The 25,890-nt window shown below is 45.7% G+C and carries 24 protein-coding genes, 1 pseudogene and 1 riboswitch; of the genes and pseudogenes, 3 read left to right on the forward strand and 22 right to left on the reverse strand.

Going from position 1 to position 25,890, the window contains the following annotated elements; all coding sequences use genetic code 11:
* Window positions 1-296: 296 nt before the first annotated feature.
* Both H8S54_RS03630 and H8S54_RS03635 read right to left on the reverse strand, forming a co-directional pair.
* Window positions 297-800, reverse strand: coding sequence for a GtrA family protein (locus H8S54_RS03630; RefSeq protein WP_021925258.1), 504 nt, complete (start codon window positions 798-800; stop codon window positions 297-299).
* Window positions 801-842: 42 nt separating this feature from the next.
* Window positions 843-3,404 (reverse strand): glycoside hydrolase family 3 C-terminal domain-containing protein, encoded by a 2,562-nt coding sequence (locus H8S54_RS03635; protein WP_330385726.1) that lies wholly within the window; start codon window positions 3,402-3,404, stop codon window positions 843-845.
* Window positions 3,405-3,557: 153 nt separating this feature from the next.
* Between H8S54_RS03635 and H8S54_RS03640 the strand changes: the two genes are divergently transcribed.
* Window positions 3,558-4,127, forward strand: coding sequence for a TetR/AcrR family transcriptional regulator (locus H8S54_RS03640; RefSeq protein WP_021925260.1), 570 nt, complete (start codon window positions 3,558-3,560; stop codon window positions 4,125-4,127).
* Between the two features lie 149 nt (window positions 4,128-4,276).
* On the opposite strand, the gene H8S54_RS03645 is transcribed toward H8S54_RS03640, so the two are convergent.
* From H8S54_RS03645 to H8S54_RS03705, 13 genes and pseudogenes are all read right to left on the reverse strand, one after another.
* A complete protein-coding gene (locus H8S54_RS03645; protein ID WP_186900947.1) occupies window positions 4,277-5,224 on the reverse strand; it encodes a sensor histidine kinase in 948 nt (315 codons plus the stop codon).
* Window positions 5,225-5,456: 232 nt separating this feature from the next.
* On the reverse strand, window positions 5,457-6,110 hold the full coding sequence (locus H8S54_RS03650) for a type 2 periplasmic-binding domain-containing protein (protein ID WP_178105247.1): 654 nt from the start codon (window positions 6,108-6,110) through the stop codon (window positions 5,457-5,459).
* A gap of 439 nt (window positions 6,111-6,549) precedes the next feature.
* A complete protein-coding gene (larE, locus tag H8S54_RS03655; protein WP_186900948.1) occupies window positions 6,550-7,374 on the reverse strand; it encodes an ATP-dependent sacrificial sulfur transferase LarE in 825 nt (274 codons plus the stop codon).
* Between the two features lie 268 nt (window positions 7,375-7,642).
* Window positions 7,643-8,572: a cysteine synthase A gene (gene cysK, locus H8S54_RS03660; protein ID WP_021925264.1), complete on the reverse strand. Its 930-nt coding sequence runs from the start codon at window positions 8,570-8,572 to the stop codon at window positions 7,643-7,645.
* A gap of 214 nt (window positions 8,573-8,786) precedes the next feature.
* Window positions 8,787-8,996, reverse strand: coding sequence for a hypothetical protein (locus tag H8S54_RS03665; RefSeq protein ID WP_021925265.1), 210 nt, complete (start codon window positions 8,994-8,996; stop codon window positions 8,787-8,789).
* A gap of 14 nt (window positions 8,997-9,010) precedes the next feature.
* Entirely contained in the window at window positions 9,011-9,556 is a 546-nt protein-coding gene (locus H8S54_RS03670; protein ID WP_021925266.1) for a histidine phosphatase family protein, read from the reverse strand.
* A 37-nt stretch (window positions 9,557-9,593) separates the two neighbouring features.
* Window positions 9,594-10,334: a LytR/AlgR family response regulator transcription factor gene (locus tag H8S54_RS03675; protein WP_021925267.1), complete on the reverse strand. Its 741-nt coding sequence runs from the start codon at window positions 10,332-10,334 to the stop codon at window positions 9,594-9,596.
* A 49-nt stretch (window positions 10,335-10,383) separates the two neighbouring features.
* Entirely contained in the window at window positions 10,384-10,599 is a 216-nt protein-coding gene (locus tag H8S54_RS03680) for a hypothetical protein (protein ID WP_021925268.1), read from the reverse strand.
* A gap of 4 nt (window positions 10,600-10,603) precedes the next feature.
* On the reverse strand, window positions 10,604-11,824 hold the full coding sequence (locus tag H8S54_RS03685; RefSeq protein WP_021925269.1) for a M28 family metallopeptidase: 1,221 nt from the start codon (window positions 11,822-11,824) through the stop codon (window positions 10,604-10,606).
* 134 nt (window positions 11,825-11,958) lie between these two features.
* Complete coding sequence (locus tag H8S54_RS03690) at window positions 11,959-12,408, reverse strand: energy-coupling factor transporter transmembrane component T family protein (RefSeq protein ID WP_330600077.1); 450 nt, start codon at window positions 12,406-12,408, stop codon at window positions 11,959-11,961.
* 70 nt (window positions 12,409-12,478) lie between these two features.
* A complete protein-coding gene (locus H8S54_RS18410) occupies window positions 12,479-13,696 on the reverse strand; it encodes a transporter substrate-binding domain-containing protein (protein WP_186900949.1) in 1,218 nt (405 codons plus the stop codon).
* Window positions 13,696-13,938 (reverse strand): annotated as a pseudogene (locus H8S54_RS18415) (transporter substrate-binding domain-containing protein); the annotation flags it as partial. The gene H8S54_RS18410 and the pseudogene H8S54_RS18415, both read right to left, overlap by 1 nt.
* Window positions 13,939-13,950: 12 nt before the next feature.
* Entirely contained in the window at window positions 13,951-14,094 is a 144-nt protein-coding gene (locus H8S54_RS03705) for a hypothetical protein (RefSeq protein WP_178105249.1), read from the reverse strand.
* 289 nt (window positions 14,095-14,383) lie between these two features.
* Between H8S54_RS03705 and H8S54_RS03710 the strand changes: the two genes are divergently transcribed.
* Together H8S54_RS03710 and H8S54_RS03715 are read left to right on the forward strand one after the other, a co-directional pair.
* Window positions 14,384-16,573: a nitrogenase component 1 gene (locus H8S54_RS03710; RefSeq protein ID WP_021925274.1), complete on the forward strand. Its 2,190-nt coding sequence runs from the start codon at window positions 14,384-14,386 to the stop codon at window positions 16,571-16,573.
* Window positions 16,539-17,900: an oxidoreductase/nitrogenase component 1 gene (locus tag H8S54_RS03715; protein WP_021925275.1), complete on the forward strand. Its 1,362-nt coding sequence runs from the start codon at window positions 16,539-16,541 to the stop codon at window positions 17,898-17,900. The genes H8S54_RS03710 and H8S54_RS03715 overlap by 35 nt, the downstream gene beginning before the upstream one ends.
* A 111-nt stretch (window positions 17,901-18,011) precedes the next feature.
* On the opposite strand, the gene H8S54_RS03720 is transcribed toward H8S54_RS03715, so the two are convergent.
* From H8S54_RS03720 to H8S54_RS03750, 7 genes are all read right to left on the reverse strand, one after another.
* Window positions 18,012-18,968: an ABC transporter ATP-binding protein gene (locus H8S54_RS03720; protein WP_021925276.1), complete on the reverse strand. Its 957-nt coding sequence runs from the start codon at window positions 18,966-18,968 to the stop codon at window positions 18,012-18,014.
* Window positions 18,958-19,752, reverse strand: coding sequence for an ABC transporter ATP-binding protein (locus H8S54_RS03725; protein ID WP_207725586.1), 795 nt, complete (start codon window positions 19,750-19,752; stop codon window positions 18,958-18,960). The genes H8S54_RS03720 and H8S54_RS03725 overlap by 11 nt, the downstream gene beginning before the upstream one ends.
* Window positions 19,753-19,754: 2 nt before the next feature.
* Complete coding sequence (locus H8S54_RS03730) at window positions 19,755-21,284, reverse strand: ABC transporter substrate-binding protein (protein ID WP_021925278.1); 1,530 nt, start codon at window positions 21,282-21,284, stop codon at window positions 19,755-19,757.
* An 86-nt stretch (window positions 21,285-21,370) separates the two neighbouring features.
* The gene (locus tag H8S54_RS03735; RefSeq protein ID WP_021925279.1) at window positions 21,371-22,192 is read right to left on the reverse strand and encodes an ABC transporter permease; all 822 of its coding nucleotides are present in this window, start codon (window positions 22,190-22,192) and stop codon (window positions 21,371-21,373) included.
* The gene (gene nikB / locus H8S54_RS18535) at window positions 22,182-23,129 is read right to left on the reverse strand and encodes a nickel ABC transporter permease (protein WP_021925280.1); all 948 of its coding nucleotides are present in this window, start codon (window positions 23,127-23,129) and stop codon (window positions 22,182-22,184) included. Before nikB ends, H8S54_RS03735 begins: the two co-directional genes overlap by 11 nt.
* A 4-nt stretch (window positions 23,130-23,133) precedes the next feature.
* Window positions 23,134-23,862 carry a class I SAM-dependent methyltransferase gene (locus H8S54_RS03745; protein ID WP_186900950.1) on the reverse strand — a complete coding sequence of 243 codons (729 nt, stop codon included), beginning with the start codon at window positions 23,860-23,862 and terminating at the stop codon, window positions 23,134-23,136.
* Window positions 23,863-23,968: 106 nt separating this feature from the next.
* Window positions 23,969-24,161: riboswitch (cobalamin riboswitch) on the reverse strand.
* Window positions 24,162-24,247: 86 nt separating this feature from the next.
* Window positions 24,248-25,831, reverse strand: a complete 1,584-nt coding sequence (locus tag H8S54_RS03750) for an AAA-like domain-containing protein (RefSeq protein ID WP_186900951.1) — start codon at window positions 25,829-25,831, stop codon at window positions 24,248-24,250.
* Window positions 25,832-25,890 lie beyond the last annotated feature (59 nt).

Below are 25,890 nucleotides of genomic sequence, written 5' to 3' on the forward strand. Positions count from 1 at the left end.
GTTACTATTCCGCGAGGTGTTTTTTGTGAACGTAGTTCACAGAAAACCCGAGAATTGCGGCGCGAAATCATGCTTTGCATGATTTCTGTGCATCGCGGAGCGGTAATTGTGAAGGTACTGAACAATTACCTCTTTCATTTGATAGTTCACAGTATAGAGACAATTTGTGTTCTCTTTGTGGGAAAAATGTGTTTAATTTGTTAAATCCTGTTTTATCTTACCATTTAAAAACCCGGACTGCAAGGCAATCCGGGTTTTGGCCTGTCACTATATCGGGCAAGAATAGCAACCAATTTTTACTTGTTTGGCATGATCCAGAATTTCATGGTTGGGTAGCTGAGAACTACCTGAACCAGAATGTTCAGCACGTTTGCAAGAGTTGGTGCAAGTGCTTCGGAAATTCCGATGTTAATGAAAAAGCTCTGGCTGTAAGCCGGAAGTGCTGCGGAAACAAGTACTAGCACAACAGCAAGTATAATGTATTTCGGAACTGCTTTTTCAAACGCTGCATTAGATTTGAAAACCAGGTTCTTCTGTACGAAAAAATTTACGGTCTGTGCTGCTGCAGTCGCAACCAAAAAGCTTAAGAATCCGCATAATCCAAGGTTGGACTCAATGTTGTCTGCGTAGTTGAACACCAGGAATTTAAATGGTGTGTTTGCAAAGCTTTTGAAGATAAAGCCTGTGCACAGCCACATAATGATAAAGTTTGTGATGGTTGCGCAGTTTGATAATACGTTAAATTTAATGAACTCCCAGATATTCGGATGGTCTGCGATTAACTGTTTGATTTTTCCCATGATAATACTCCTTATTCTTTATTTTTCTGTCTGTATGATTTCTTATTTCTGCTCTTCCAGGTCTTTCTCATACTGCTTGTTCAGCTTCTGGTTTCTGAAAAATCCGCTGATCACTTTTCCAAGTCCGCTGAAGTGGCCGTTTACTACTCTTACAAGACCTTCCACCATTTCCATGGAAACCATGCCGCCTGTCATCTTCGCGATGGCACGGAAAGGCATGTTGTACTGGAACAGAGTATTCAGATCCGGAACTCCGGCAGCTTCGCTCTTCTTCAGTTTTTCGCCCAGCTTCTTGCAGATGAAACGGGCAATTCCGCTCTTTGCATAATACATCTGGCAGAGGGCATCGTTCATGCCAAGCTCTCCGCTCCAGCTTCCGTCTGGAATGGAATGTCCCAGAATGGTCTCGAATTCTTCGTTTCCAACCTTCTGGATTTTTCCGTCCATATAAGAAGCAACGCGATTGGTATAATATGGCATTATCTCAGTGGTTCCGATAATAGCAAGTGTATCCTGAAGACGGATATCTGCGCAGCTTGCACCGATCATAATGCTGTAAACGCCGCCTTCCACTTCCCATTTGTTTGTTTTCATATTCCAGTAGCGGAATGTTTTGTCATCGAATTTAATGGTAACGGTCTTCTCTTCGCCAGTCTTTAAGAACACTTTTGTGAAGCCCTTCAGCTCTTTTACCGGACGGAAAACCTTTGCTCCCGGAAGTCCTACATAAAGCTGTGCGATTTCTGCACCGTCGTATTTTCCAGTGTTGCGGATAGTAAAGGTAACGCCATCCGGTTTTACCTGCAGATTTTCATACTCGAAGGTAGTATAGGAAAGTCCATATCCAAATGGATAATTTACCGGAACTCCTGCAGTGTCAAAATAACGGTATCCTACATAGATTCCCTCTCTGTACTCAGAATTGCGCTCCTGAGACGGATAATAATTGTAGGAAGGAGTATCTTCATATTTCTTGATATAGGTTTCTGCCAGCTTTCCGGACGGATTGATCTTACCGGAAAGAATGTCCAGAACCGCGCCTGCACCAGCCTGTCCCATCAGTGCTGTGTGAAGCAGCGCCTTGAAATGGTGATGCCATGGCATTTCAATGACAGAGCCAGCACTGATAATACCGATCATGTTGGCGTTTGCTTTTGCAAGCTCCTGGATCAGGTTAATCTGGTTCTGAGGAATGCGAAGGTGCTTACGGTCAAGACCTTCTGTCTCGCTCTTCTCATTCAGTCCGAAGAAGAACAGGACCACATCGGAACGGCGTGCAAGATCCACAGCCTCTTTTTTCATGGCTTCGTCTTCCTTGCCGTCACGCTGATATCCGTGAACGATTCCGGTTACGGAAATTCCGCAGGACTCCAGCATGTCCTTAATGGAATCCACTTTTGTGGAGTTTACCATGGAGGAACCGGCACCCTGGTATCTTGGCTCGAATGCGAAATCACCGATCACGGCTGCCTGAACCTTCTCCCCAACTGGAAGGATTCCGCCTTCATTTTTCAGAAGAACAGCACTTTCCTCACATGCCCGGCGTGCCAGCTTATGATGCTCTTCATGCAATGCTTTTTTGTCTGCCGCTTTTTTGTAATGCTTTGCATTCTCTGTTGTAGTAAGTACCAGATCAAGAAGCTCATCTACACGCTCGTCAATATCCTTCTCGCTGATCTTTCCGCTCTCTACGCTTGCAATCAGCTCTCTTGCTGCGTCAAGACCTGGGGTAGGCATTTCCAGAGTGGAACCGTTTTTCACACCAAGGGAATGATCGTTGGACGCGCCCCAGTCTGTGATAACAGAGCCGTCAAACCCCCACTCGTCACGGAGAATATCCTTCAGAAGATGCTCATTCTCGTTGGCATAAACGCCATTTACCTCGTTGTAGCTGCTCATTACGGTTTTGGCATTGCCCTCTTTAATGGCAATTTCAAAGCCTGTAAGGTAAATCTCACGAAGTGTTCGCTCATCTACAACCGCATTCATAGCCATACGGCGAAGCTCCTGGCTGTTTACTGCGAAATGCTTTGCACACGCTGCTGCACCAGTGCTCTGTACGCCGCGGATAAATGCTGCCGCCATTTTTCCGGAAAGATAAGGATCCTCGGAAAAATACTCGAAGTTACGTCCGCAAAGAGGATTTCTTTTAATGTTCAGTCCCGGTCCGAGAAGAACGTTTACTTCCTCTTCCATGGACTCTTCTCCAAGTGCAACTCCTACCTTCTGCTCCAGTTCTTCATCCCAGCTGTTTGCCATGGTTGCTGCTGTTGGAAAACAGGTTGCCGGAACGGACGGGTTGATTCCCAGATGGTCTCCTGCGCCAGCCTGCTTACGCACACCGTTTGGTCCGTCTGAACAGAAGATTGCCGGAATGTCCAGTCTTGGAAATTCCCTTGTCTGCCACTCGCTTTTTCCGCTAAGGAACGCGGCTTTTTCTTTCAGGGTCATGTTCTCTATAATATTCTGATACTTCATTTCCTGTAAAATCTCCCTTTCTGTTGTTTCTGTTTCACTCCATTTTTCTGAGTTTACTATAGCACAACCCCGCCTGAAAAAGACGGGGTTATCATAAACTGTCATTTTATTGCGCAAGATGTACATTTTTTAGTTCCCACTGCTCCAGAACACGCAAAAATCTCCTTGCCTCACCCGCAAATTCACGTTATACTAACCCTTATTAAAAACGTTACTCTTTGTAACACAAGCTGCTTTTTGCATCCGTACTACAGAGTTATTTTTAACAGGAGCTTCACCATGGAAAAACAGAAATCTTCAAAAAACACACCCAACCAGCAGACCCGTGAGAAAATCGTAAATGCCCTTCTCACCCTGATTAAAGAAAAGCCGCTGTCCACCATTACCATAACGGAGCTTACCCAGCTGGCAGGCGTTTCCCGAATGGCGTTTTACCGGAATTTCTCCACCAAAGAGGAAGTGTTTTCTTCCCATTTGAAAGACATTCTGCAGAAATATCAGGAAGAGGACCGCAAGCAGAATCTGCAGGGAATCTACTATGACCGCGCCCACATGATCCACTGCTTCGAATATTGGTACCAGTACCGGGACTTTTTTGACGGTCTTATCCACTGCGGCTTCGGCAATATTTTCCTGGAATACCTTACCAGATACATTATCTGGAAATGGAAAAGCACCTGCCAGGATGCCAGCCAGTATTACCGGCTGTCCGCCTTTGCAGGTGCTCTGTATAATGTTTATTTCTCCTGGGCTTACAACGGATATCAGGAAACGCCCCAACAGCTCGCCCAGATTCTGAATGTTCCATGCACTGAACAGCCTCCTTGCCGTTGGCAGCCTGCTCGGTGATAATCTGGTACTCTTCCAGAATGGTGCAGATGATCTCCATATTCAGATCATTGTCCTCTGCTACCAGAATCCGTTTTCCCGGGAAAAGAAGGGCCTTTTCCGGCACAGCTTCCTTTCTCTCATCCGGGCTTACCGGGCGCAGCCTGATGTTAAAGCTGAAGCTGCTTCTCTTTGATCTTGGATTCCAGCAGCGGCTGCAGCCCCTGAACCAGTTCCAGAAGGTTGCATTTTTCCTCCACCAGACGCATCTTTCCGCTTTCAATTTTGGACATATCCAGAATGTCGTTGATCAGGCCAAGAAGATATGCGGAAGAGTGCTGTCCATTGTCTGCCATATGGAATACAAGATCCTGGTTCCCATTGGCAAAAGGATGGATCAGCGGCTCGTTTTCCATTGTTTCCCCGGTCAGAAGAAGCTGCTGCAGTTTCAACGCCAGGATATCCAGCACTACCGAAGTATTTCCTTCCCTGTCAAACAGGTTCAGTGCAATGGAAGAAAGAGTCATTTCTTTCAGGCGTTCGTCTTCCAGAATAAATGGCTTGGACCAGTATCCCAGATTTGCCATGTTAATATTAGCATCCACATAATCCCCTGCAGTCACGTACGGCTGATAGAAAAAGTCATCTGCACTTCGGTTTCCATTTCCCTGGAACCGAAAATCTGTACGCCATGGTGTATCCAGTGAAATGGACATACTCTGGGAAAGCTTCTTGCTTCCGCGCTCCATCTGCAGATCTGCGTGAGAAGCCGTTTTGGTCATTGGGTCAGAATCCCGCACCCAGAAACCATTGTATTCACATTCTTCCTCCGTGGATTTATCATTTCCCAGCACCAGGAAGATTCCGGAAGTGGAATTGTACTGCAAAACCTCTACCATATCATAGAAAACAGCTTCCAGATATTCCTCCTGCACATCGTCAGAACCCAGAAATCCCTGAATATCCATCTCATGTTCATCCAGGAGCCTGGCCAGTGCAGCATAAAGCCCGTCACTTTCTTTATTTACGCTGCTCCACTGCTCGATCATGTCATTTTCCAGGACTACCTTGCGGTTCTCTACAGTGTGGCTGTCCAGGCCAATCACCGTGTCCTCCATGCTTGTACGGATTCCGCTTCACAGTCCGTCTCACCGCCTTTCCATCACATCTCATGGTTATGAGTTTGCTGCTGCATTTAAACTATTGCAGAATTCCTCATACCAGCTCTCGAAATTCTCATCGGTGAGATACTGCGCCAGTGCCTCTTCTTTACTCTGACCGCCTGCAACAGCTTCTTCCAGAACTGCTTTATCAGCTTTTGCTTTGTCAGACAGAGAATAATCCAGAATTTTACGGGTACTGTAACCATTTGCAAAATTTCCAGGAGTATAAAAACAGGTTTTCTGGAAAAATTGGATAGCTGCTGTCTTCTGTCTCTACAGAATCCGGGAAGTACACTGCAGATGAAGTAGAACCAGTATAAGCGATAACATCTCCTGTTTTCACATCATCTGAACGGAATTTTCCCAATGAAGCAAAATAGCCTTTCATAAACGGCACGTAATAATTATCCCAGATACGGCGAACCAATTCCTTGTCTGTGTTAAGGGTTACTTTGCCGTCTTTTACTTCAAACAGTTCCTTACCCATCTGCTTCATGCTGATAAGAAAATAATTTGACATAGAGTCTCTGCCGTAAAAGGCTTTTCCATCGGCCGGGACATCCGGGGTCTGCGCGTCCGTCCACTCATAATACCGCTGCGCCACCTGGACAATTCCCTCTGTGGTGGCAAGCTCATCTACAGTAGTTCCAGCAGCCTCTGCAAAGGGCTCCCAGTCGGTCTTATTGAGCATAGTGATCTCAGTGGATTTGGCCACAGGGAAAAGATACAGGGCTCCATCCTGGTTAAAGTAGCCTTCCTGAATGTAGGAATCTACATATTTAGACAGCTCATCTTCTGTGAAATACTGGGAAAGATCGGCAAGCTTGTGATGTATGAGCAAGCTGCTCCTGCACCTCTTTGTTTTCCGCAAATACAGGTGAATGTAATAACAGCCATTCAAAACATTCCGGTAAAAACAGCTCCGCTTTGCTCAGCATTAAATCATACATATAAGGTCCTATTGCAGCACCATCTCCAATCAAAGTAATTCCTTTCTTTGCATACTTGGAAAGATTACTGTTTCCATGACTGGTTCTTACCTTATTTCTCTTTCGTCTTCGCGAAATAAAATATTTAACATATTTCAATACCTAACCCTTCTACAAAAATCAAATTATTTTTTCATTATAACCTTTAAAGATTATACTCCTTTCAGGAATCCAATTACAACCTTGTTTATTCGCCAATTTGTGACATGAATAGATATTTGGGCATAAAAAACAGGATCGCAGCGCATATGAAACGCTGTAATCCTGTTTGCATATTTTTCAAAGTGAATTTTATTTCTTCAAAGTCTCGTTCATACTTCCCATACGGTATCCCTGGAGATCCATGGTTACGTAGGTGAATCCGTATTCTTTAAAGGCTTTTACGATCTGCTCGCGGTTTTCAAGTACTTTTGGGAGCTCGTCCGGGAGTACTTCGATTCGGGCCAGGGTGCCGTGGATGCGGACGCGCAGCTGGTGGAAGCCAAGGTCCAGGAGAAGCTGCTCGGCTTTGTCTACCATGCCAAGCTTTTCTTTGGTGATGGTCTCTCCGTATACAAATCTGGAAGACAGACAGGCAAAGGACTGTTTCTCCCAGGTTGGAAGGCCAAGATCTTTGGAAAGGGCGCGAATGTCTTCTTTATATAATTCGCTGTGGCGCAGCGGACTCTTTACCTCAAGCTCTGCTACAGCCTGAAGTCCTGGTCTGTAGTCGCCGTTGTCGTCCATGTTGGAGCCTTCTGCTACTGCATTTAATCCTTCTTTTCTGGCAATCTCCCAGATTTTCTCGAATAATTCTTTCTTGCAGATGTAGCAGCGGTTGGTCGGGTTCTGGCAGAAGCCTTCGATTTCCAGTTCTTCGGACTCTACTGTGATGTGACGGATACCTTCTTTTTCACAAAAGGCCTTGGCTTCTTCCAGCTCTCTCTTTGGAAAAGAACAGGACATAGCAGTAATCGCCAGACATTTGTCCCCCAGTACATCATGGGCAGTTTTCAAAAGGAAGGTGGAGTCTACGCCGCTTGAAAAAGCTACGGCTACGCTTCCAAGGCTGCGTAAGTATTCTTTCAGGTTCTCGTATTTGATCTGCTGTTCTTTAGTTGCAGTTGCTTCACTCATTTGATTATCCTCCTATGGAAGTTTGATGCTGTTTATCACACTGGAAGGCCTCCTCCCTGCGCGAAATAACAATTTGGTTTATGTTACTATGAAATACCCTAGTATGTCAATGGGATTAGTTATAGTTGGGTTTAAGTATAGTGTTTCGCTATTGACAAAAAGGACTGCCGCGGTGAAATGCTTTGTTCAAACATATCCGTTACGACAGTCCTTATGTTTATTCGCTTTTATAATGTTCCGTTAAGACCGCTGCGCGGCAATCCGGAATTTACTCAGTAAACAGCGGTGTAGAATAATATCTGTCACCGGTGTCTGGGAGGAGGGCTACGATTACTTTGCCCTTGTTCTCAGGTTTCTTTGCATAATTTATTGCAGCGCTTAATGCAGCACCGGAGGAGATTCCTACAAGGATTCCTTCTTTGTGAGCAAGAAGTTTCGCTGTTGCAAATGCTTCGTCAGCTTCTGCTTTATAAACTTCATCATAAATCTTGGTGTTCAGAACTTCCGGAACAAATCCGGCTCCGATTCCCTGGATCTTGTGCGGGCCAGCTTTGCCCTCGGATAATACAGGAGATGTAGCAGGCTCAAGAGCTACGACCTTCACATTCGGGTTCTGCTCCTTCAGATACTCACCAGTTCCGGTAAGGGTTCCGCCTGTACCAACACCTGCGATGAAAATATCAACCTTGCCTTCAGTATCTTTCCAGATCTCTGGACCTGTGGTAGCTTTGTGTACAGCCGGGTTCGCCGGGTTCACAAACTGTCCTGGGATAAAGCTGTTCGGGATCTCCGCTGCCAGCTCGTTCGCCTTGGCAATGGCACCCTTCATACCCTTGGTTCCATCGGTCAGAACCAGCTCTGCGCCGTATGCTTTCAGAATGTTTCTACGCTCAACACTCATGGTCTCCGGCATGGTAAGAATGATTCTGTATCCCTTAGCTGCTGCAATAGATGCAAGACCGATTCCGGTATTTCCGGAAGTAGGCTCGATGATAACGGAACCTTCCTTCAGGATTCCCTTCTGCTCTGCATCCTCGATCATAGCCTTGGCAATTCTGTCCTTAACGCTTCCTGCCGGGTTAAAGTATTCCAGCTTCACAAGAACGGTAGCTTCCAGTCCAAGTTCCTTTTCGATATTTGTTACCTCAACAAGCGGAGTATTTCCAATTAATCCAAGTGTTCCCTTATAGTATGCCATATCCATTCCTTTCCCGGCTGCCCTGCCGTATCTGCCAAAACTGCATTTTTTATACTGGCAAAATATTATTTTCAACTGTGGTACATATTGCTTTTTCATCCGTTGAATGGATATTACCACTATTAACCCACTATGTCAATAGGTTTTTAGGATTTAATGGATAAAATTAAAATACCAGGGCTCCGAAACCTTTTGTTCTTAGGGTTTATCCTTCTTATAAAACCTCATTTACCATATCGTAAGCGTCTTCCAGTGCATCCAGCGCCTCAGTAAGAGTATCCAATTTTCTCTGGTCTGCGCCGTCCTCGTCAAACTCCTGGATCAGCGCTGCAAACTCATCCTTCAGTTCTCCCATATAATCCGCAATCTGCTCCAGCTTCTCCTCTTTTTCCATAACTGCTGAAAGATCGATAATTTTACCCATTCTGTCATTTCCTCCTATTCGTCAAAATCATAACGCACAACCGCGCAGTTCTTTACTCCAAATGCTGCATATTCCTCATTTGTCATATCATGGAAATAGGACTGCACCATTCTGGCAATTCCATTATGTGCCACCAGAATATAAGTCTTCTCCCCGGACTCTGCTTTGATCTCATCCAGCAGATTATAAATTCTCTGTGCCAGATGAAGCATGGATTCCCCACCTTCATAGTTGCAGGCGAAAATTTCTTTCGCCTTTTTGAAATCCGCACCGTTTCTTGGCGTGCCCTCCCATTTTCCAAAATTCTGCTCAATCAGCCTTGGCTCCACTCTTCTTGGAATTCCGGTGATTTCGGAAATATATCTTGCAGTTTCTGCCGCACGAATCAGCGGTGAGTACAGAATCTCATCTGCCTTAATTCCCTCTTCCGCAATCTTCCTTCCGGTCTCCACAGCCTGCTCATGACCAAATTCTGTCAGCGCAATGTCTGTAGCACCGCAAATCTTATTTTCTACATTCCAGATGGTCTGCCCGTGTCTCACAAAATATAGATGTCCCATCCTTATTCCTCCTGATGTTTTTCCAAAAACTATAAAATTATCCTGTTTTTCCCCGCATGCGGCGTCTGGTGCTTCGCCAGCTGTAATCCGCAAAGGTTTCCTGTATTTCCCTGCGCTTTAAACGGCTGATGGGAATTTCTGTCTGATCCGATAATTTCAGCACATCGGTAGGCATTGCCGCAATTTCCCGCATGGAAACCAGCGCCCAACGGATAGGGCGGCAGAACTCTTTTTCCGGCAAAACCCTCTCAAGCTCTGCAACAGACATGGATACCTCCATCACGCCTTTTTTGGTGTGGACTTTTGCCCGTTTTCCATCGGCCTCCACATAAAGGATGTCGGAAAGATAAATGCTCTCTTCCAGCCGTCCTACTTTCACGTTCACAGTCCTCAGGGAGTAAACGCTGTCGAAAAAGCGGTCCAGGATTCCGAAAAGCTTTTCTTTTTTCACAGGCTTCACAAGGTAGTGGAGCGCTTCGATGTCAAAAGCTTCCGCTGCAAATTCCGTACTGGTGCTTTCAAACACAATCTGCACCCGGCTGTTCCTGACGATCAGGGCTTTGGCAGTTTCCATTCCATTGATGCCGTCCATAAAGATATCCATAAAAACCAAAGAATACTCCGATGTATCCGAAGCCAGAAATGCCTCACCGGAAGTAAATTCCTGGATTTTCACATATAAATTGTTCTTGTCTGTATACTCAGAAAGCAGATTCACAAGAACCTGGCGGTCTTCTTCCAGGTCATCGCAAACCGCAACTTTTATTTCCCCATTCATACAATGTCCCTCCCGATTTCATAGCTCTAGAGCGTGCTTGAAAAAGGCTCTAGAGCAGCTTCACCAGCTCATATCTCTCATCAAACACAACTGAATCCCCTTCCTCAATTCCCCCGTCATAAAGCATCTGGTCCGCCTGGCGGGTCATCATTTCGCTTCCGTCCTCGCCTCTAAGAAGCACCACTGCCATAACCGGAGACCCCTCACTTCTCTCCTCACAGCCGAAATCCACGTCTTCCTGAATTTCCATAACCTTGTACTTCATCTTTTTACTGCTCTTTTCTTTTTCTGAAAAGGTACTCGTCCAATTCTGTCTTGATTTTCTCCGGAATCTCTCTGGAAACCGGACACACAACTGCATTGGCAAAACGCTCTGTGAACTTCGCCAGGAAATCAATATCCTTCTGCAGCTGCTCCATAGACATCACTTCCATCAAATCATAGCGGCAGTGGATTGGTGCCACATTGGAGCTTGCAAGACGGGCAAAGGAAAGGGCCGGAACACTCTTGTCCGCAAATGGAGTAGAGTCACTGGAATAAACGCCCTGTTTCGCCTCTACCGGGAATCCCACCTCTGCTGCCATATAAGAAATATAATGCGCCAGCTTATCCTCTGCAGAAACACATGCAATGAATTTTCCCAGGTAAGTTCCGATCATATCCAGGTTAATGTTCAGCGCCGCTTTTTCCAGTTCAGATTCATGGTCGCGAACATACGCCTTAGAACCCAGAAGTCCGCGCTCCTCACTGCCGCAGAATACAAACCGCAGTCCATAGTTCAGTTCCTTATCCTTCAGCTGCTCCATAATTCCAAGCAGACCCGCGCAGCCGCTCATGTTATCATAAGCGCCGTGAGACAATGAGGTGGTATCATAATGTGCACTAAGCACGATGTATTCCTCTCTTTTTCCTGGAATCTCCGCAATTACATTGTGGGATTCCCCGTCATACTCATGCTGGAAAATTTCCAGGCGGATATTTTTCACCTTGTTTTTCACAAGCTCCATAGCCTGGCCGGAATGGATCATAGCGCAAAGCACCTTGCGCTCCTCCCCAACTGCAGCCTCGCGAAGATCTCGCTGGTCAATATCTGTATTTGGATAATGCACGTTTCCGTACTGGAAAATAAGTCCCTTCGCCCCAGCTTTCATCAGATCATGGTAGCTGAAAAATCCAACGCCCTGATCCAACAGCACGATTTTGTCCTTTGCACCAGCCAGGGAAACCGGATCCATTCCCGGCATATAATAAAGCTCCCCTTCCACCACTCCGCTTCCGCAGCAACTAAGAGCCTTACATGGAATCTCCTGTCCATCCGCCAGCAGATGAACCTCTTCAATGTCTCCCATTGCCACCCGGAATCCTTCCAGATGCGCAGGCACTCCAAGCTCCTCACACTGGCTCTTCAGAAACTCTGCAACCTGCAGTTCCTCCTTCGTTCCGCTTGCATGAACGAAGTCTGTTGATTCAAAAATATGCTTTAAGTTCATAACCTTTTTGCTCCTTTGTCATAAATCTTCCTATCCCATGATTCTATCATTTCCCCCACCCGTTTACAATTAAAAAAGCTCCAAATCCATCTCCCGACAGATCTGAAGCCATTTTCAAAAATAAAACCCTCTTATCAAACAAATGGATTATAAAATCTTCCCAACTTTATCGTCACTGTCAAACTGATCACCAGCAGCAGGACGCCGATTCCCAGTACAATGAAATCCCTTCTTGCAAAGGGGCGTCTGGTGTACCAGGTTCGTTTTTTGTCTTTGCCGAAGCCGCGCAGCTCCATGGCGTTGGAAATGGTGTCGATTCTGTTCAGGCTGGTAAGGATCAGCGGAAGAAGGATATTCACTGAGTTCTTCAGCCTTGCAAAAAAGTGCTCATTTATTCCCAGCTCCACGCCTCGTGCCTGCTGTGCCTGGCTGATGCTGTGATAATCCCTCTGGATATCCGGGATGTACCGAAGGGCAATCGCCACCGAATATCCCACCTTATAGGAGATCCCAATGCTGTTCAGACTGGCCGCAAACAGCCCAAGTAAGATCCAGGTATTATAAGTGAAATTCAATATATCCATATTCCAGCTGGTTCATATCCAGAATGGAATTCACCAGCGTCAGCAGATAATTGCCTTCTGTAGTAATGTTTTACAGAGACCGCTCCAGCCTTGCGCTGTCGTTCTTATACTTCTGTGCAATCTGCGTCATTCTCAGAACCACGTTCAGCGGAGTCCGAATATCATGACTCATCTTGGAAAAGAAATTCTGCTTGACCTCATTGGCTTCTTTGGCAGACGTAAGTGCTGCTGCAAGCTCTGCCGCAATACGTTGCTGTTTATTTTTACTCTTCACAGACAGCACTGACAGAATAACGAAAAACAGAATCAGGAAAATCGCTGCGAGCACCACCATCAGATAAACGGGATTATCAAACAGGAATGCCACTATGCTGGTTTCTGTTACCGCCTCCGTGTTTTTCTGTACAATCTCCTCGCCAAGCTGCCGGAAAATATCTGCCAGCGCTTTTTCCCAGAGTCCATAAAAGTGGTAATCATCCCTGGCATTGACTCCCATTTCCATGCTCAGGGCGGCACCTGGAACAATATCTACGCTTAAACGATTCTGTACATCATTTCTCGCCAGTTCCTGGGCTGTGTAGCTCATAAGCAGCGCACCGTCCACATTGCCTGTTGTAACTGCTTCAACACAGTCTTCATTGTTTTCCAGGGTTATAACTTCTACCTCCGGCCACATCTCGGAGATAATCTGTCTGATGGAAATATTGTTGCTTACCATTGCCAGCTTCTGGAATTTACTGGAGGAGCCACGCTTTCTAAGAACCGATACGGTTGTGGTCAGATAAGGATCTGTGGTTTTGTACGCAAAGGTTCCTTCCTTATCGTAGCTGCCGTCCACATCCATCCAGACATCCACGTCACCGGACTCCTGAAGCTCTGCAAGAAGCTTCGTCTCCTCATCTGTGAACTCCGTATTCTGATTCTGGAAACCGTAATATTTGTTGTACAGTTCCGCTCTCCAGTTCGGTGTTTCCCGGTTCATGCAGTCAATGGCATTGTCGATCTGGTCGATCAAATCCTGGTCTTCCCTGCGGGCCATTATGTAATATGGGGTCTGTCCGAAGTTCTCTATCACACTCTCATCTTCCAGAATGCGGATGTAGCTGTTTACCAGCGCATCCACCTCATCATTGATCAGTGCATCGGTAAGCTCTGTAGGAGTTTCATAATAAATAATCTCACAGTCAAAGCCTTTTTCTTTGGCAAATTCCTTGAAGCTGTCGTTATAGGTATGCCGTGCCAGAAGACCGATGCGCAGGCCATTGTAGGTAGAATAGTCACCGGCCACTACATCGTGTTGCCCACCTTCACGTTCATGCATGTGGTCGCTGTAATCGCCGGATGCTTGGAAAAAGCAAATTCCGTTTCTCTTTCCTCCGTTTTCCTTGCTGCAGTATAAATGTCAATGTCTCCGCTTCGCAGCATTTCCTCGCATTCCTTTGCGGTCTTGTCATAGCCTACATAAGAAAACGTGCACTGCAGATATTTGGAAACATCCTGCATCATCTCATAACCGTAACCGGAACGTCTCCCGTCCTCATCCTACATATGATAGCAGTCAAACGCATAAAATCCAATCTTATACTCCGGCGTATCTTCCTGCGGCACAGCCGCTGCAAACGTCTCGCAAGCCGTCATCAGCACCAGCAAAATCCCCCAGACCAGCGCCATTACTCGCTTCCTCATAACCCTTTCACCCTCATTTTCCACCATCTTCTTTCCAAAACAAAATATAAAAACAGCCTTCTAACATCATGGCTTTTTTTCTGATGTCAGAAAGCTGTCCAGGTCAGTTTTATAAATAAATTTTACAACTGTTGACCTTTAAGTTCAACTGGTTTTATAAGAATATTTCCATGCCAGAAAATGTGCCGCAGCTCTGGAAAAAACGCCTTTTTCTCCCATGCAGACATTGTATCCGCCACCCCTATATGATATCCTTATACACAGTAAAAATACACAGAGGAGGAACATCATGCAAATTGCAGTTTACGGAAAAGGCGGAATCGGGAAATCCACCATGAGCGCCAATCTGAGTGCTGCCCTGGCGGCCTGCGGCAGCAAAGTACTCCAGATCGGCTGCGATCCCAAACACGATTCCACGCGTCTTCTGCACCACGGCAGAAAGGTTGTCACCATTCTGGACTATCTTTTAAATACCCCTGAAGACGAACAAAAGCTGGATGATGTGTTAATGACAGGATTTCTGGACACTGGCTGCGTGGAAGCAGGAGGTCCCAGACCTGGAATGGGCTGTGCCGGACGCGGAATCCTGACCGCTTTTGATTTTCTCAACCAGTTCCACGCCATGGAGCATTATGACCAGATCGTATATGATGTGCTTGGTGATGTTGTCTGCGGCGGCTTTGCCGTTCCTGTCCGCAGACAGTATGCCAATGCCGTTTTTCTTGTAACCAGCGGAGAATCTATGGCAATTTATGCCGCCAATAACATTCTCTGCGGAATCAAAAACCTGAATCCAAATGGCAGCCAGATTGCCGGAATCATCTACAACAGCCGCGGCGTAGGCGACGAAAGCAAACGGGTAGAAGATTTCGCACAGGCTGTGCACCTTCCCATTCTTGCCCGCATCCCCAGAAGCAGCAGCTTTGCCCAGGCAGAAAAAGAAGCCATGACTCTTGTAGAAAAGGATCCAGACAGCACAGAAGCCAAGATTTTCCTCGAACTTGCAGGGAAGCTTTTAAACCAGCCCAGGCTTTATCCTGCTCAGCCATTATCCGAAGAGCAGATGGAATTATTTATGCGCGGCGACACCCCTTCCCAGGCCACAGCACCTGTCCAGGAAAAGAAGCCTGCAGTTGTGATTCCCCCAACACCAGCTGCGCCTTCCGGAACCAAGAAGCGGGCACTGTCTGACCCGTTTAGCCGTGTTCCTTTATACGGCTGTGCCTACCGGGGCGCAGTTGACCTTGCCATCCACATAAAAGATGCCGCCGTTCTCGGCCATGCCCCCAAAAGCTGCACCTGGTATGCCATCAATGGCTTCAGCAGCTACGCCAGGAGAGGCTTATATGAACGTGGAATCCTCTATCCCGCCTTTGTCCCAAGACAGTTCGAAAACACGGATATCACAGTAAATGATGCTGTATATGGCGGCATAGACCATGCCCGGCAGAAAGCACTGGAAATGGCAGCGCGGGGGATCCGCAATATCATCGCTGTTACCGCCTGCATTCCTGGATTAAGCGGAGATGACCTGGTTCCTCTTCAAAAAGAACTGAAAACTCTTGGAGTGAATATGTATATCATCCACACCGACGGAATCGAAGCCGGAGACTACAATGACGGCATGGCTCTCTGCTACAAAACCCTGGCCCTGGAAGCTGTGGATTCTGATGTGACACCAGAACCAGACTGCATCAACATTGTCTATGAACCCACCATCTCCTCCCAAACCGACAAGAACTTTATGGATCTTCAGGACATGCTGGAAAAAATGGGCATCCGCATCAACTGCCGTTTTCTCTGCGCTGAGTTCATGGAAAACATTCGCCAGTTTAAGAAAGCACCTTATTCCATTATGGCCCGTTATGATGAGCTGGGCCATCAGCTGCAGAACATATTTGAAGAGAAATATGGCTGCAAATTTCTGGACGGGGAACTTCCCAGAGGCTTTTCGGAAACCGCTGACTGGCTGCGCATGGTAGGAAGACTTTATGGCAAAACTGCAGAAGCAGAGCAGGTAATCGCAGAAAAACAGCTTCAGTACCGCAACCAGATTGATGCACTGAAGCCTTTGTATAAAAATAAAAAAGTACTCTTTTTCCTGAACAACAAAATTATCGACTGGATCTTTGAGCTGTCCCGCGATCTTGACTGGAATGTAGTAGACTCCATCCTCATCGGCAGCAAGGAGGACAGAACTATCGACTGGAGACACCAGTTCTCAAAGGACTGGGATGGAAATCTGGAATCCCTGAAAAAATCCATAGCAGAGAAGAAGCCGGACCTTATCATACTCAATCATTCCATTGCCCAGGCCTGTATTCCGGCTGATATCTTCACAGCAAATCTGTCCCGGGACGTTGGTTCCGGCTTCTTCGCAGGAACCGAATGCGCCCTGCGGTGGAGCCAGCTGTTTGAAAACTCTTTAGAAGGAAGGTGGAAGCATGACAAATCAATATTTGAGAAACTCTGTCGCTGATCACATCACAGGTGCCATCTCCGCCTGTGAAGGAATCCGAAACAACCTTGTAATCCTGAATGGTCCTATTGGCTGCAAAACTTACTACACCTTCAGCGGCGTAGATTCTGTAGTGCGAAGATCTGACCTGTGGAGTCTTCGCGGGGAACTTCAGCTGGAGGACGCCATGGATGACCACCTGCTGCGCAGCCAGTACTGTGTGGGAAGCGCCCGCACTCCGGCAACCAATCTGCGCTACACAGACTACATTTTCGGAACCGGGGAACAGCTGCACCGTGCGCTGAATGATTTTTTTGCGGAAAGAAAATACGACCTTTTTACTGTGATCCAGACACCCGGCACTTCTCTTCTGGGAGAAGCCTTAGAACCAGAGCTTGATGAGATCAGCAGTGAATTTCAGATTCCCCACCTTTTCATTGAATCTCCTGCCTTTTCAGAGAATTCCATGATTGGCTATGATGAGACCACTGTTCGCCTGATGGAGCTTTTATGCGACCGGACTTCATCTGGGAACAAAGATACCGCCACTCCCCGTGTAAATCTTTTCGGCTTTGACTCCCATGAGAAATTTCCGGAAGGCGGCCTTAAAGAAATCACCAGACTATTAAAACTGTGCGGCATTGAAGTTCATACAGCAGTTGGCATCAACTGCCCGGTCTCCGATTTCCGTACCATTGGGGAAGCAGATGCTAATATTATTCTCTGTCCGGAACGGTGCAAAAAAACAGCCGAGTACCTTCGCACTCATTTTAATGCACCGGTTTACGAAACAGGAGGCATGCCCATCGGCTTTGATCTTACAGAGAAATTTGTCCGGGAAATTTCAGAACTGCTGGGCACAGACTGCACCGCCGCATTAGATGACATTGAAGAAAACCGCGCCCGGGCTTTCTACTACATTGCACATTGCATGGGAAGCAGCGGTTTCCCCAAAGATCTTCGTTATGCAGCAGAAGGAGAACCTTCTGTCCTCTGTGGGTATGTAGATTTCCTTTCCGGTTATCTTGGCATTAAACCAAAGGCGATCCATCCTCTTTACACCCAGTGCCATACAGAAAATCTGATCCGGGAAAAGCTTCAGGAGCTTCACTGTGAAGATGCCCTGGAACAGGATATTGCAGCTGTCAATAATGTGCTTCTCCTGGCCGGCGCAAACACTATTGTGGAATTAAATACCTACAGCAATAACATTTTCGGAATTGAAACAGCCAATCCCGGCTCCGGATACATTCACGTAATTCCCAAAACATACGTTGGCTGCCAGGGTGCCCTGTACCTTCTCGAGCAGGTTCTAAACGGCACTAAATTGTTGCGGTCGTGGCTTTAAAGAAATACACCTGATTTCTTATCCATCAGAAGCTTGCACTGCAAGGCATAAAAAAGGTTGTTCGATACGCTCTCGAACAACCTTTTTCTAAAAACACCTGAATATTATTTCTTATTCCGTGAACTGAAAACAAGCCACCTTATGTCCCGGTTCTACTTCCTGCAGAGGCGGTACGTTTTCCTTACACTTCTCTGAACACCAACTGCATCGCTCTGCAAAGGCACAGCCCTTCCGGATTTTCAGAGGGCTGGGAGGTTCGCCCTTTGGCGCTGCAATCTCTTCATTCTGATCACAGTACACATCAAAAATAGAACCCAGCAACATTTTTGTATACGGATGCATAGCCTTCTCACCAAGGGTTTCGCTTTCCAGAAGCTCCACGATCCTGCCAAGATACATCACTGCGATCCGCTGGCTTACGCTCCTTACCAGAGCCAGATCATGGCCGATAAACAGACAGCCAATGTTCTTTTCCTCTACAAGCTTTACCAGCAGCTGCGCAATCTGATTCTGTATGGAGACATCCAGCGCCCCTGTTGCCTCATCACAGATCAGAAGCTTGGGCTGAATGGAAATCGCACGGGCAATTGCCACTCTCTGCAGCTGACCGCCGGAAAGCTCATGAGGATAGCGGCTGACGAATTCTTCTGGAAGTCCAACCTCCTGAAGCAGTCTGCCCACTTCTTTCAGACCTTCTGCTTTGCTGATCCCATCGAAGTTCCGCCTGGCTTCCATAAGATAGGTTCCCACCTTCATTCTTGGACTAAATGAACTTAAAGGATCCTGGAATACCATCTGGATATTGCGGCGAAAACGCCTTTTCTCGCCGCCTTTCAATCCGATATAATCTTTTCCCTCCAGCAAAACCTTTCCATCGGAAGTCGGAGTGATCCCGGCGATCATTCTGGCCAGGGTACTTTTCCCGCAGCCGCTCTCTCCTACGATTCCCAGGCATTCGCCCTTCTGAAGGGAAAAACTAACATGATTTACTGCATACAGTTTTTCTTTTTTTACCGGAAATGTTTTGTTCAGATCCATCACTTCCAGAAGAATCTCATTACTTTGCAAATCGTTTTCCCTCCAGCCTTGGCACTGCTGCCAAAAGACTTCTGGTGTATTCATGCTTCGGATGGAAAATCACATCATCCCGCTTTCCGAACTCCACCAGTTTTCCCTGACACATAACTCCAATCTTATCTGAAATGTAGGAAGCAACTCCCATGTTGTGGGTTACAAGAATGATCGCTGCCTGATACTGCTCACGAAGCTTTTTCATTTCTCTTACAACCTCTGCCTGGATCGTTACATCCAAAGCAGAAGTGGGCTCATCTGCAAGCAGCAGCTTGGGCCTTGCAGTCATTGACATGGCAATTCCCACGCGCTGCTTCATTCCGCCAGAAAGCTCAAAGGGATAAGAGCTAAGCACACGTTCCGGATCTGTCAGATGCATCTTTGTCAGCATCTTTTTCTCCAGTCCGCGGCACTCCTCCTTCGGCATTTTGCGATGAACCAGAATTGACTCCCGATACTGAGAATCCACGATACGGATAGGATCCAGGGAAGCTCCAACATCCTGGAAAATCATTGCAATTTCCGTTCCACGGATTTTCTGTAGGGAGCGTTCATCCAATTCCAGAATGTTTTTTCCCTGAAATAAAATCTTTCCGTCTGTTACCTTGCCTCCAGGAGGCAGGATTCCCAGAATCGCGCGAATTAAAGTTGTTTTTCCGCTGCCGCTTTCACCTACAATGCTGACAATCTCCTTCTCTCCGATGGAAAGGGAAACATCGTCTACAGCGGCCTTTTGCCCCTGGTAGCTGATCGTACAGTTCTCAATGTTCAGAATATCCATAATTATTCAGCAAGTGTCCACTTATTTGTTACAAGATAATAGTCAATCGGGAATACAGTTACATTCTCGATTTTGCTGTTTACCAGAGTTACATTCTCATTTGCATACATCCAGATTGCCGGAGCGTCATCAGCAAGAACTTGCTGTGCTTCTACGAATGCGCTTACACGGTCTTCCTGGGTAAATGCAGCATCCAGCTTGTCCAGAACTGCCTGGAACTCATCGCTGTGATATCCGCTGTAGTTGTCGCTTCCGCCATCAGACCAGCGGTTCATCAGATATTTCTGTCCGTCACCAGCATTTACAGTCTGCCAGTTCGGGGATACCAGCATATCAAAATCACCAGCTGCACGCTTGTCGCTTACGTTCTCAAGCATCTCGATCTGAACGTCTACACCGATCTGTTTCCACATATCCTGCAGAGTCTCGCTGACTGCAGTGGAGGAACCGTTGGAAATAGAAATTGTAAGGGAAAGATTCTCTCCGTCCTTATCTACGATTCCATCTCCGTCTGTATCGCTGTATCCAGCTGCCTCAAGGCACTCTTTTGCTTTATCAAGGTCATAGGTCTGTGCAGTTACTTTGTCAGAATCATAACCAACAGACGGCGGGAATGCAGTTCCGATTGGAGAAGAATATCCGTTTCCTGCAACCTGTGCAACAACGTCACGGTCTACTGCATAGGATAATGCAAGACGAAGGTTCTTATCGGAAAGAGGATTTCCTTCGCGGCAGTTTAACTCGAAGTCGTTCTCTCTGGTACCGGTTACTTTTACGATGTTGATATCATCATTGTTCTCAACACGGCTGAGGGAAGTAGCATCCGGTCCCTGTGCAAGGTCGATATCTCCGGAAAGCATTGCATCTGCCTTTGTATCGCTTCCGATATTCTTTACAGTGATGCTCTTGATCTCCGGTGCTCCGTCCCAGTAATTCTCGTTTGCAACAAGCTCGATTTTCTCCTCAGATACATACTCAGATACTGCGTACGGACCTGTGCAGATCGGCATTGTGTCATAGTTGCTGGTGTCAGCAGTGGTGTCAACGATAACAGTCATAGGCTCTGTAAGCTGTGCTACAAATGCGCTGTACTCTCCGTCAGTTGTAAATACTACATATTCTCCGTCAACATCGATGCTTGCGATTTTAAGGTCTCCTCCACGGGAGTTGTTGTCGATAGATCTCTGAATGGAATCTTTTACGATTTCAGGTGTTAACTCTGTACCATTGCTGAATTTTACGCCCTGGCGAATATGGAAACGATAGGTTGTGTCATCTGTCTGCTCCCACTCATCTGCTAACTGTCCAACAATCTCCATGTTCTCGTTTACAGTTACAAGTGTCTCACCAACACCGCAGCGGGTAAGGTTCCATCCGCACCAGTCTGTTGCCGGATCCATACCTTCAATGTAAGTGAAAAGTGCCAGATTGATGTGGCTGTCGTTGTCAGCAGCAAATGTTGTAACACCGCTTCCCATTACGCTGCAAGCCATAACTCCTGCAAATAATAAAGACATTAACCGTTTTTTCATTTTGTTTTTTCTCCTCCTGTTGTTATGTGCATGTTTACTTTATCTATGTTCATCCTTCCAACCTCTGGGGCGGAAAGTAAACATCATTATTTTTTTCCTTTGGGATTCATCAGATCCTGAATACAGTCTCCCAATAAGTTGAATATAATAACATTTATCAAAATTACCATTCCCGGTGCCATAAGCATCCAGGGCGCTGAATACATATAATCTTTTCCTTCTGAAAGCATGTAGCCCCATTCCGGCGTAGGCGGCTGGGAGCCAAGTCCTAACAGGGAAAGTCCTGCAATCGTCAGAAGCTTGCTTCCAATATCCTGGGTGATATTTACCAGAAGGGAAGGCATAACATTTGGGATAATGTAGCCTGTCATAATGCGGAAATTGTTGGCTCCGCCCAGTCTGGCCTGTTCTATGTAGGTATTGTTCTTTATGGAAAGAACCAGGGAACGGCTGATTCTCGCGTAATAAGTCCATCCAGTGAGGGTCATTGCAAGGATCAGATTGGGAAGTCCTGTTCCCAGGAAGCTAACCAGTGCAATTGTGAAAATTGATCCTGGAAAAGCCATGAGCATATCGGAAAGACGCATCAACACTGCATCAAACGCGCCGCCCCAGAAACCGGCTGCTGTTCCCACCAGAATTCCCACAACTGAAATAATCGCAGTCACTGCAAAGGCAATCAGAAGAGAAGTTTTTCCTCCATAGAGGATTCTAGAAAAAATATCTCTTCCCATCTGGTCTGTTCCCAGAAGATACTGTTTGCAAGGTGCTTTCAATAAATCGGTATAGTGTGTTTCAAGAGGATCGTATGGAGCAAATTTCCCGGCAAACAACGCAAACAATAGGAAAATCACTGCAAATGCTGCCGAAATTCCAAAACGGATCCATATTTTTTTCTTACTCTTCATGCTGTACGGCTCCTCTCCTGATTCTTGGATCAAGCCACTGATATGAAATGTCCACCAAAAGATTTACCAGAACGTAAATGCATCCCATCCACATAACATATCCCTGGATCAGCTGATAATCTCTTCCGGAAATAGCAGCCACAGCCGCACTTCCAATTCCATTCCAGCTGAAAACCGTTTCCACGATCATGGTTCCTCCAAGCAGGCCGCCGAAGGACATTCCCAGCATGGTTACTACTGTAAGCAAGGAGTTGGGAAGCACATGGAAAAAGATGGTGCGGAATCTTCCCACGCCTCTGGCCTGACAGCCATTGATGTATTCTTCGTTCATCTGCTCTACCATTACCGCCCGGATTCGCCTTATATAATATGCGCTCATGCTTAATGATAAGGTGATGGCTGGCATGATCAGGCTTTTGAAGGAATCTGATCCGCCAACCGGAAGCCAGTGCAGATTGACTGCCAGCAGATAGATCAGCATCATACCGCCCCAGAAGCTTGGCAGTGAAATTCCAAGGAAGGACATAAACCGGATAATATAATCTGCTGCCTTATCCTTATACACTGCTGATAAAATTCCCAGCGGAAAAGAAATCAGAAGCATCAGAATAAAAGAAGCAACTGCCAGCTTAATGGTATTGGGAAGCTTTCTTCCAAGCACCTGGGAGACCGGCTGTGCATACTTTACCGACATTCCGAAATCACCGTGTAAAGCTCCCTTCAGCCAGCTTATATACTGTTCGCCGAAGGATTTGTTTAATCCATATTTTTCTTCAATCTTTGCAATTACTTCTCTGTCATGACCAGCACCCATGGATTCCGCCAGCTGCTCTGCCGGATTGGATGGCAGAATATATGTAAGTCCAAAGGTCATAATGGAAAGTCCAAACAGGATAATTACAAGTGAAACTAGTCGCTTACAAATTTCTTTTTTCACTTTTTCAGCCTTTCTGTGCTACAATGCAAAAGCTCATTGGCAGCGGACTGCCAGAAACTTCTACCTGTATTTTGCGAAATCCCAGGTCTACCAGTTTACCAAAATCCCATGCCGGGCGGTCAACCTGGCTCATGGGCAGTTTTTTCGCAATTTCTTCCATAATATGGAAATCTACATTTTCTTTGTTATGGCGTGCGTGACAGCCCTGATCCTCTTCGTCACCGTACAGCTTCTGAAATTCCTGGTACATCTTTTCATATTTCTCGCTGAAATAATGGCGGTAGTAATTTCCATCTTCCAGAATCAGAATTCCGCCTTTTTTCAGAACCCGGCTTACTTCCTCATAGGCTTTATCCGCATGCTCCAGATTCCAGAATACATTTCTTGACACCACTGCATCGAAGCTGTTGTCCGGAAATTCCAGATTCTGTACATCCATCTGCTTAAGATCCGCCTTCAGATTTTCCGCATCCAGATTTTTTCTGACTTCTTCCAGCATTTTGGGGCTGTAGTCCACGGCAGTTACCTGATATCCCATAGACGCTAACAAGGTGGTAAAAAATCCGGCACCGCAGCCATCGTCCAGTACCGTGCACCCTTCTTCCAGAGAATTGCGGAAAATATTTTCCCAGTGCTTTCCCGGTTCTGTCTTTCGCTCTTCCATACTGGCATCAGAAAATCCGCCAGCTCTCATGTCCCAGTATGTCTGAATATCCTTCAGTAATTCAGCCATTTACCTTTGTCCTCTCTGTTTTTTCAATAATAAAAGCCGCTGAAGACACAGCGGCTTAACGGCATAATATTTCTATTACACGCAACCTCTATACTGTGACTCGCAGCAAAAGTTCTTCATTCCGGCCGGTATTCTGGCTCCAGCGTCATCATACTGCTTTCCCTTCCCGATTACTCAGTGGATATAAAAGCATACTCGACTGTTACAGCTACGGCATAGCACAGGATTCTCACCTGTTTCCCGTTTACTCCGCCGCGTTTTACAAAAACGTGGCAGGCACCAAAATGGTTTCTTTATTAAATTTTTATACTAAAATCATGCAAACTGAGTTTAATATAATATTTTGCATTTGTCAATGAAATTGGCAGAATCCGCGATTATTTTACTAAACAACCACTTCCAAAATTCGTTTCCCCTCATAACTGATTTCCCGGATTCCGGTCTTTTTAGACTTATTAAAATTAAAGCTCAGCAAATATCCTTTTTCCATCTTATAAAATTCCAAATATTCAAAAAGCTGCTGCTCTCCACGGGTATTATATTCGTTTCCCCTCCAGATTTTCAATTCAATTATAAAGCGTTTTCCCTTATAATCAACGATTACATCCGTCCTTCTGCTATCCCTGGTTCTGGCCTCAATATAATAATTTCCCGTTCCATTTATAATAGGTTTTAAATAAAGTAAGAAAAGTTTTCTTCCATTTTCCTCTATAAATTTTTGATCGTTTTCTGCATATATTTCTTCATAATGCTCACAAAATTTTTCCATCACCAGATCCATCTGAAGCATTCCGGACACAATAAATCGATTACGTTCTATCCCGGCATCCTTATACAATTCACTGTTAATCGCCATTTCCGCCAAAAACAAATCATATAATTGTGTTTCAAAAATTCGATTGGATACTGCAGTAAGCCCATTCCTATCTTTTAAAAATCCAAAAGTCACTCCCAGATTAACTAATGGATTTTCAATCTTAAATGGGAAACTTACTCCGCCAAACAAAATACTTTGGAGCATTTCCTTCAATTTCGGATAATCTGACAGCTTTTTCACCATATCGTCAAATAGTGTGTTCTTTTCTCCCAACAGCATCTTCACCGCCGTAAGAAGCCCATCCTTACTCCAGCCTTCCTTCTTAGTAGGAAAAAGCTCACTTCCCGAAACTCTTTCATCCACTAGCTGACAAAGCCGTGACACCAGATATGGATAACCGGAAGTATAATTGTACAAAAATTCACTTACCTGCTCTATATCCATTCCAGTTTTAAAATCACTCTCATATTCCAGCAGCATAGCTCTAATATCCTGGATGGAAAAGTCCATACTTATATCAAAATCTACTGCAATATTCCATGGACTGTTATATTTTGACTCTTCTTCAGGATGTATTTTCACCTTCAAAGTCTTTATATCATATACGCCTGCCAAAACAACCGACTGGAAAGTCTGATCTTTTCCCTGCTGCATACGAAGATACTTTTCGCGAAGAAGCCCAAGAAATGATAAAAAGATCTGATTATCTGAGCTTTTGTCCACCTCATCGATCATAAGGATCACTGGCTGACCGCACGCTTTACACAGGGAACTGATCTTTGCTCCCAACGAGCGCAAGGGAAATTTTTCCAAAATAGGCTGATACCATTCTTCTACTATTTTCTCATCCGCATTTTGTTCTTTCAAACAATCGCCTATATCCAGCATAAGACCTTCTGCCAGACTGGAAAGTGACTGAAAATATTCATCCGCAGATTCAAAGCTCAGACTCAATACAATATAATTCTCCCTTAATCTTTTTTCAAGCAAATAGAGTGTGGTTGTTTTTCCATATTGTCTTGCACGATTTATGGTAAAATACTGCCCGTTTTCAATGTATTCACTGATAATCCGGTCAATTCTGCCACTGATATCTACCATATAATTCTTTTCCGGAATACATGTTCCTGTAGTGCAAAACCTTTTCTTCATACAAACACCTCCTCCATCTGTCATTTATAAAAAAGTATACCCAATTTTATTCCTGTCCG

This window comes from Blautia segnis, from assembly GCF_014287535.1.
Lineage (GTDB): Bacteria > Bacillota > Clostridia > Lachnospirales > Lachnospiraceae > Blautia_A > Blautia_A acetigignens.

Bases quoted from the DNA above. Each gene is read 5' to 3' on its own strand.
- H8S54_RS03730 (WP_021925278.1), bottom strand. From the start codon at position 21,284: ATGAAAAAACGGTTAATGTCTTTATTATTTGCAGGAGTTATGGCTTGC.
- H8S54_RS03715 (WP_021925275.1), top strand. From the start codon at position 16,539: ATGACAAATCAATATTTGAGAAACTCTGTCGCTGATCACATCACAGGT.
- cysK (WP_021925264.1), bottom strand. From the start codon at position 8,572: ATGGCATACTATAAGGGAACACTTGGATTAATTGGAAATACTCCGCTT.
- H8S54_RS03635 (WP_330385726.1), bottom strand. From the start codon at position 3,404: ATGTACATCTTGCGCAATAAAATGACAGTTTATGATAACCCCGTCTTT.
- H8S54_RS03745 (WP_186900950.1), bottom strand. From the start codon at position 23,862: ATGGCTGAATTACTGAAGGATATTCAGACATACTGGGACATGAGAGCT.
- H8S54_RS03705 (WP_178105249.1), bottom strand. From the start codon at position 14,094: ATGAGGAAGCGAGTAATGGCGCTGGTCTGGGGGATTTTGCTGGTGCTG.
- H8S54_RS03750 (WP_186900951.1), bottom strand. From the start codon at position 25,831: ATGAAGAAAAGGTTTTGCACTACAGGAACATGTATTCCGGAAAAGAAT.
- H8S54_RS03670 (WP_021925266.1), bottom strand. From the start codon at position 9,556: ATGGGACATCTATATTTTGTGAGACACGGGCAGACCATCTGGAATGTA.
- larE (WP_186900948.1), bottom strand. From the start codon at position 7,374: ATGAGTGAAGCAACTGCAACTAAAGAACAGCAGATCAAATACGAGAAC.
- H8S54_RS03630 (WP_021925258.1), bottom strand. From the start codon at position 800: ATGGGAAAAATCAAACAGTTAATCGCAGACCATCCGAATATCTGGGAG.
- H8S54_RS03680 (WP_021925268.1), bottom strand. From the start codon at position 10,599: ATGAAGTACAAGGTTATGGAAATTCAGGAAGACGTGGATTTCGGCTGT.
- H8S54_RS03685 (WP_021925269.1), bottom strand. From the start codon at position 11,824: ATGAACTTAAAGCATATTTTTGAATCAACAGACTTCGTTCATGCAAGC.
- H8S54_RS03710 (WP_021925274.1), top strand. From the start codon at position 14,384: ATGCAAATTGCAGTTTACGGAAAAGGCGGAATCGGGAAATCCACCATG.
- H8S54_RS03675 (WP_021925267.1), bottom strand. From the start codon at position 10,334: ATGAATGGGGAAATAAAAGTTGCGGTTTGCGATGACCTGGAAGAAGAC.
- H8S54_RS03735 (WP_021925279.1), bottom strand. From the start codon at position 22,192: ATGAAGAGTAAGAAAAAAATATGGATCCGTTTTGGAATTTCGGCAGCA.
- H8S54_RS03640 (WP_021925260.1), top strand. From the start codon at position 3,558: ATGGAAAAACAGAAATCTTCAAAAAACACACCCAACCAGCAGACCCGT.
- H8S54_RS03665 (WP_021925265.1), bottom strand. From the start codon at position 8,996: ATGGGTAAAATTATCGATCTTTCAGCAGTTATGGAAAAAGAGGAGAAG.
- H8S54_RS03725 (WP_207725586.1), bottom strand. From the start codon at position 19,752: ATGGATATTCTGAACATTGAGAACTGTACGATCAGCTACCAGGGGCAA.
- H8S54_RS03690 (WP_330600077.1), bottom strand. From the start codon at position 12,408: ATGGATATATTGAATTTCACTTATAATACCTGGATCTTACTTGGGCTG.
- H8S54_RS03645 (WP_186900947.1), bottom strand. From the start codon at position 5,224: ATGGAGGACACGGTGATTGGCCTGGACAGCCACACTGTAGAGAACCGC.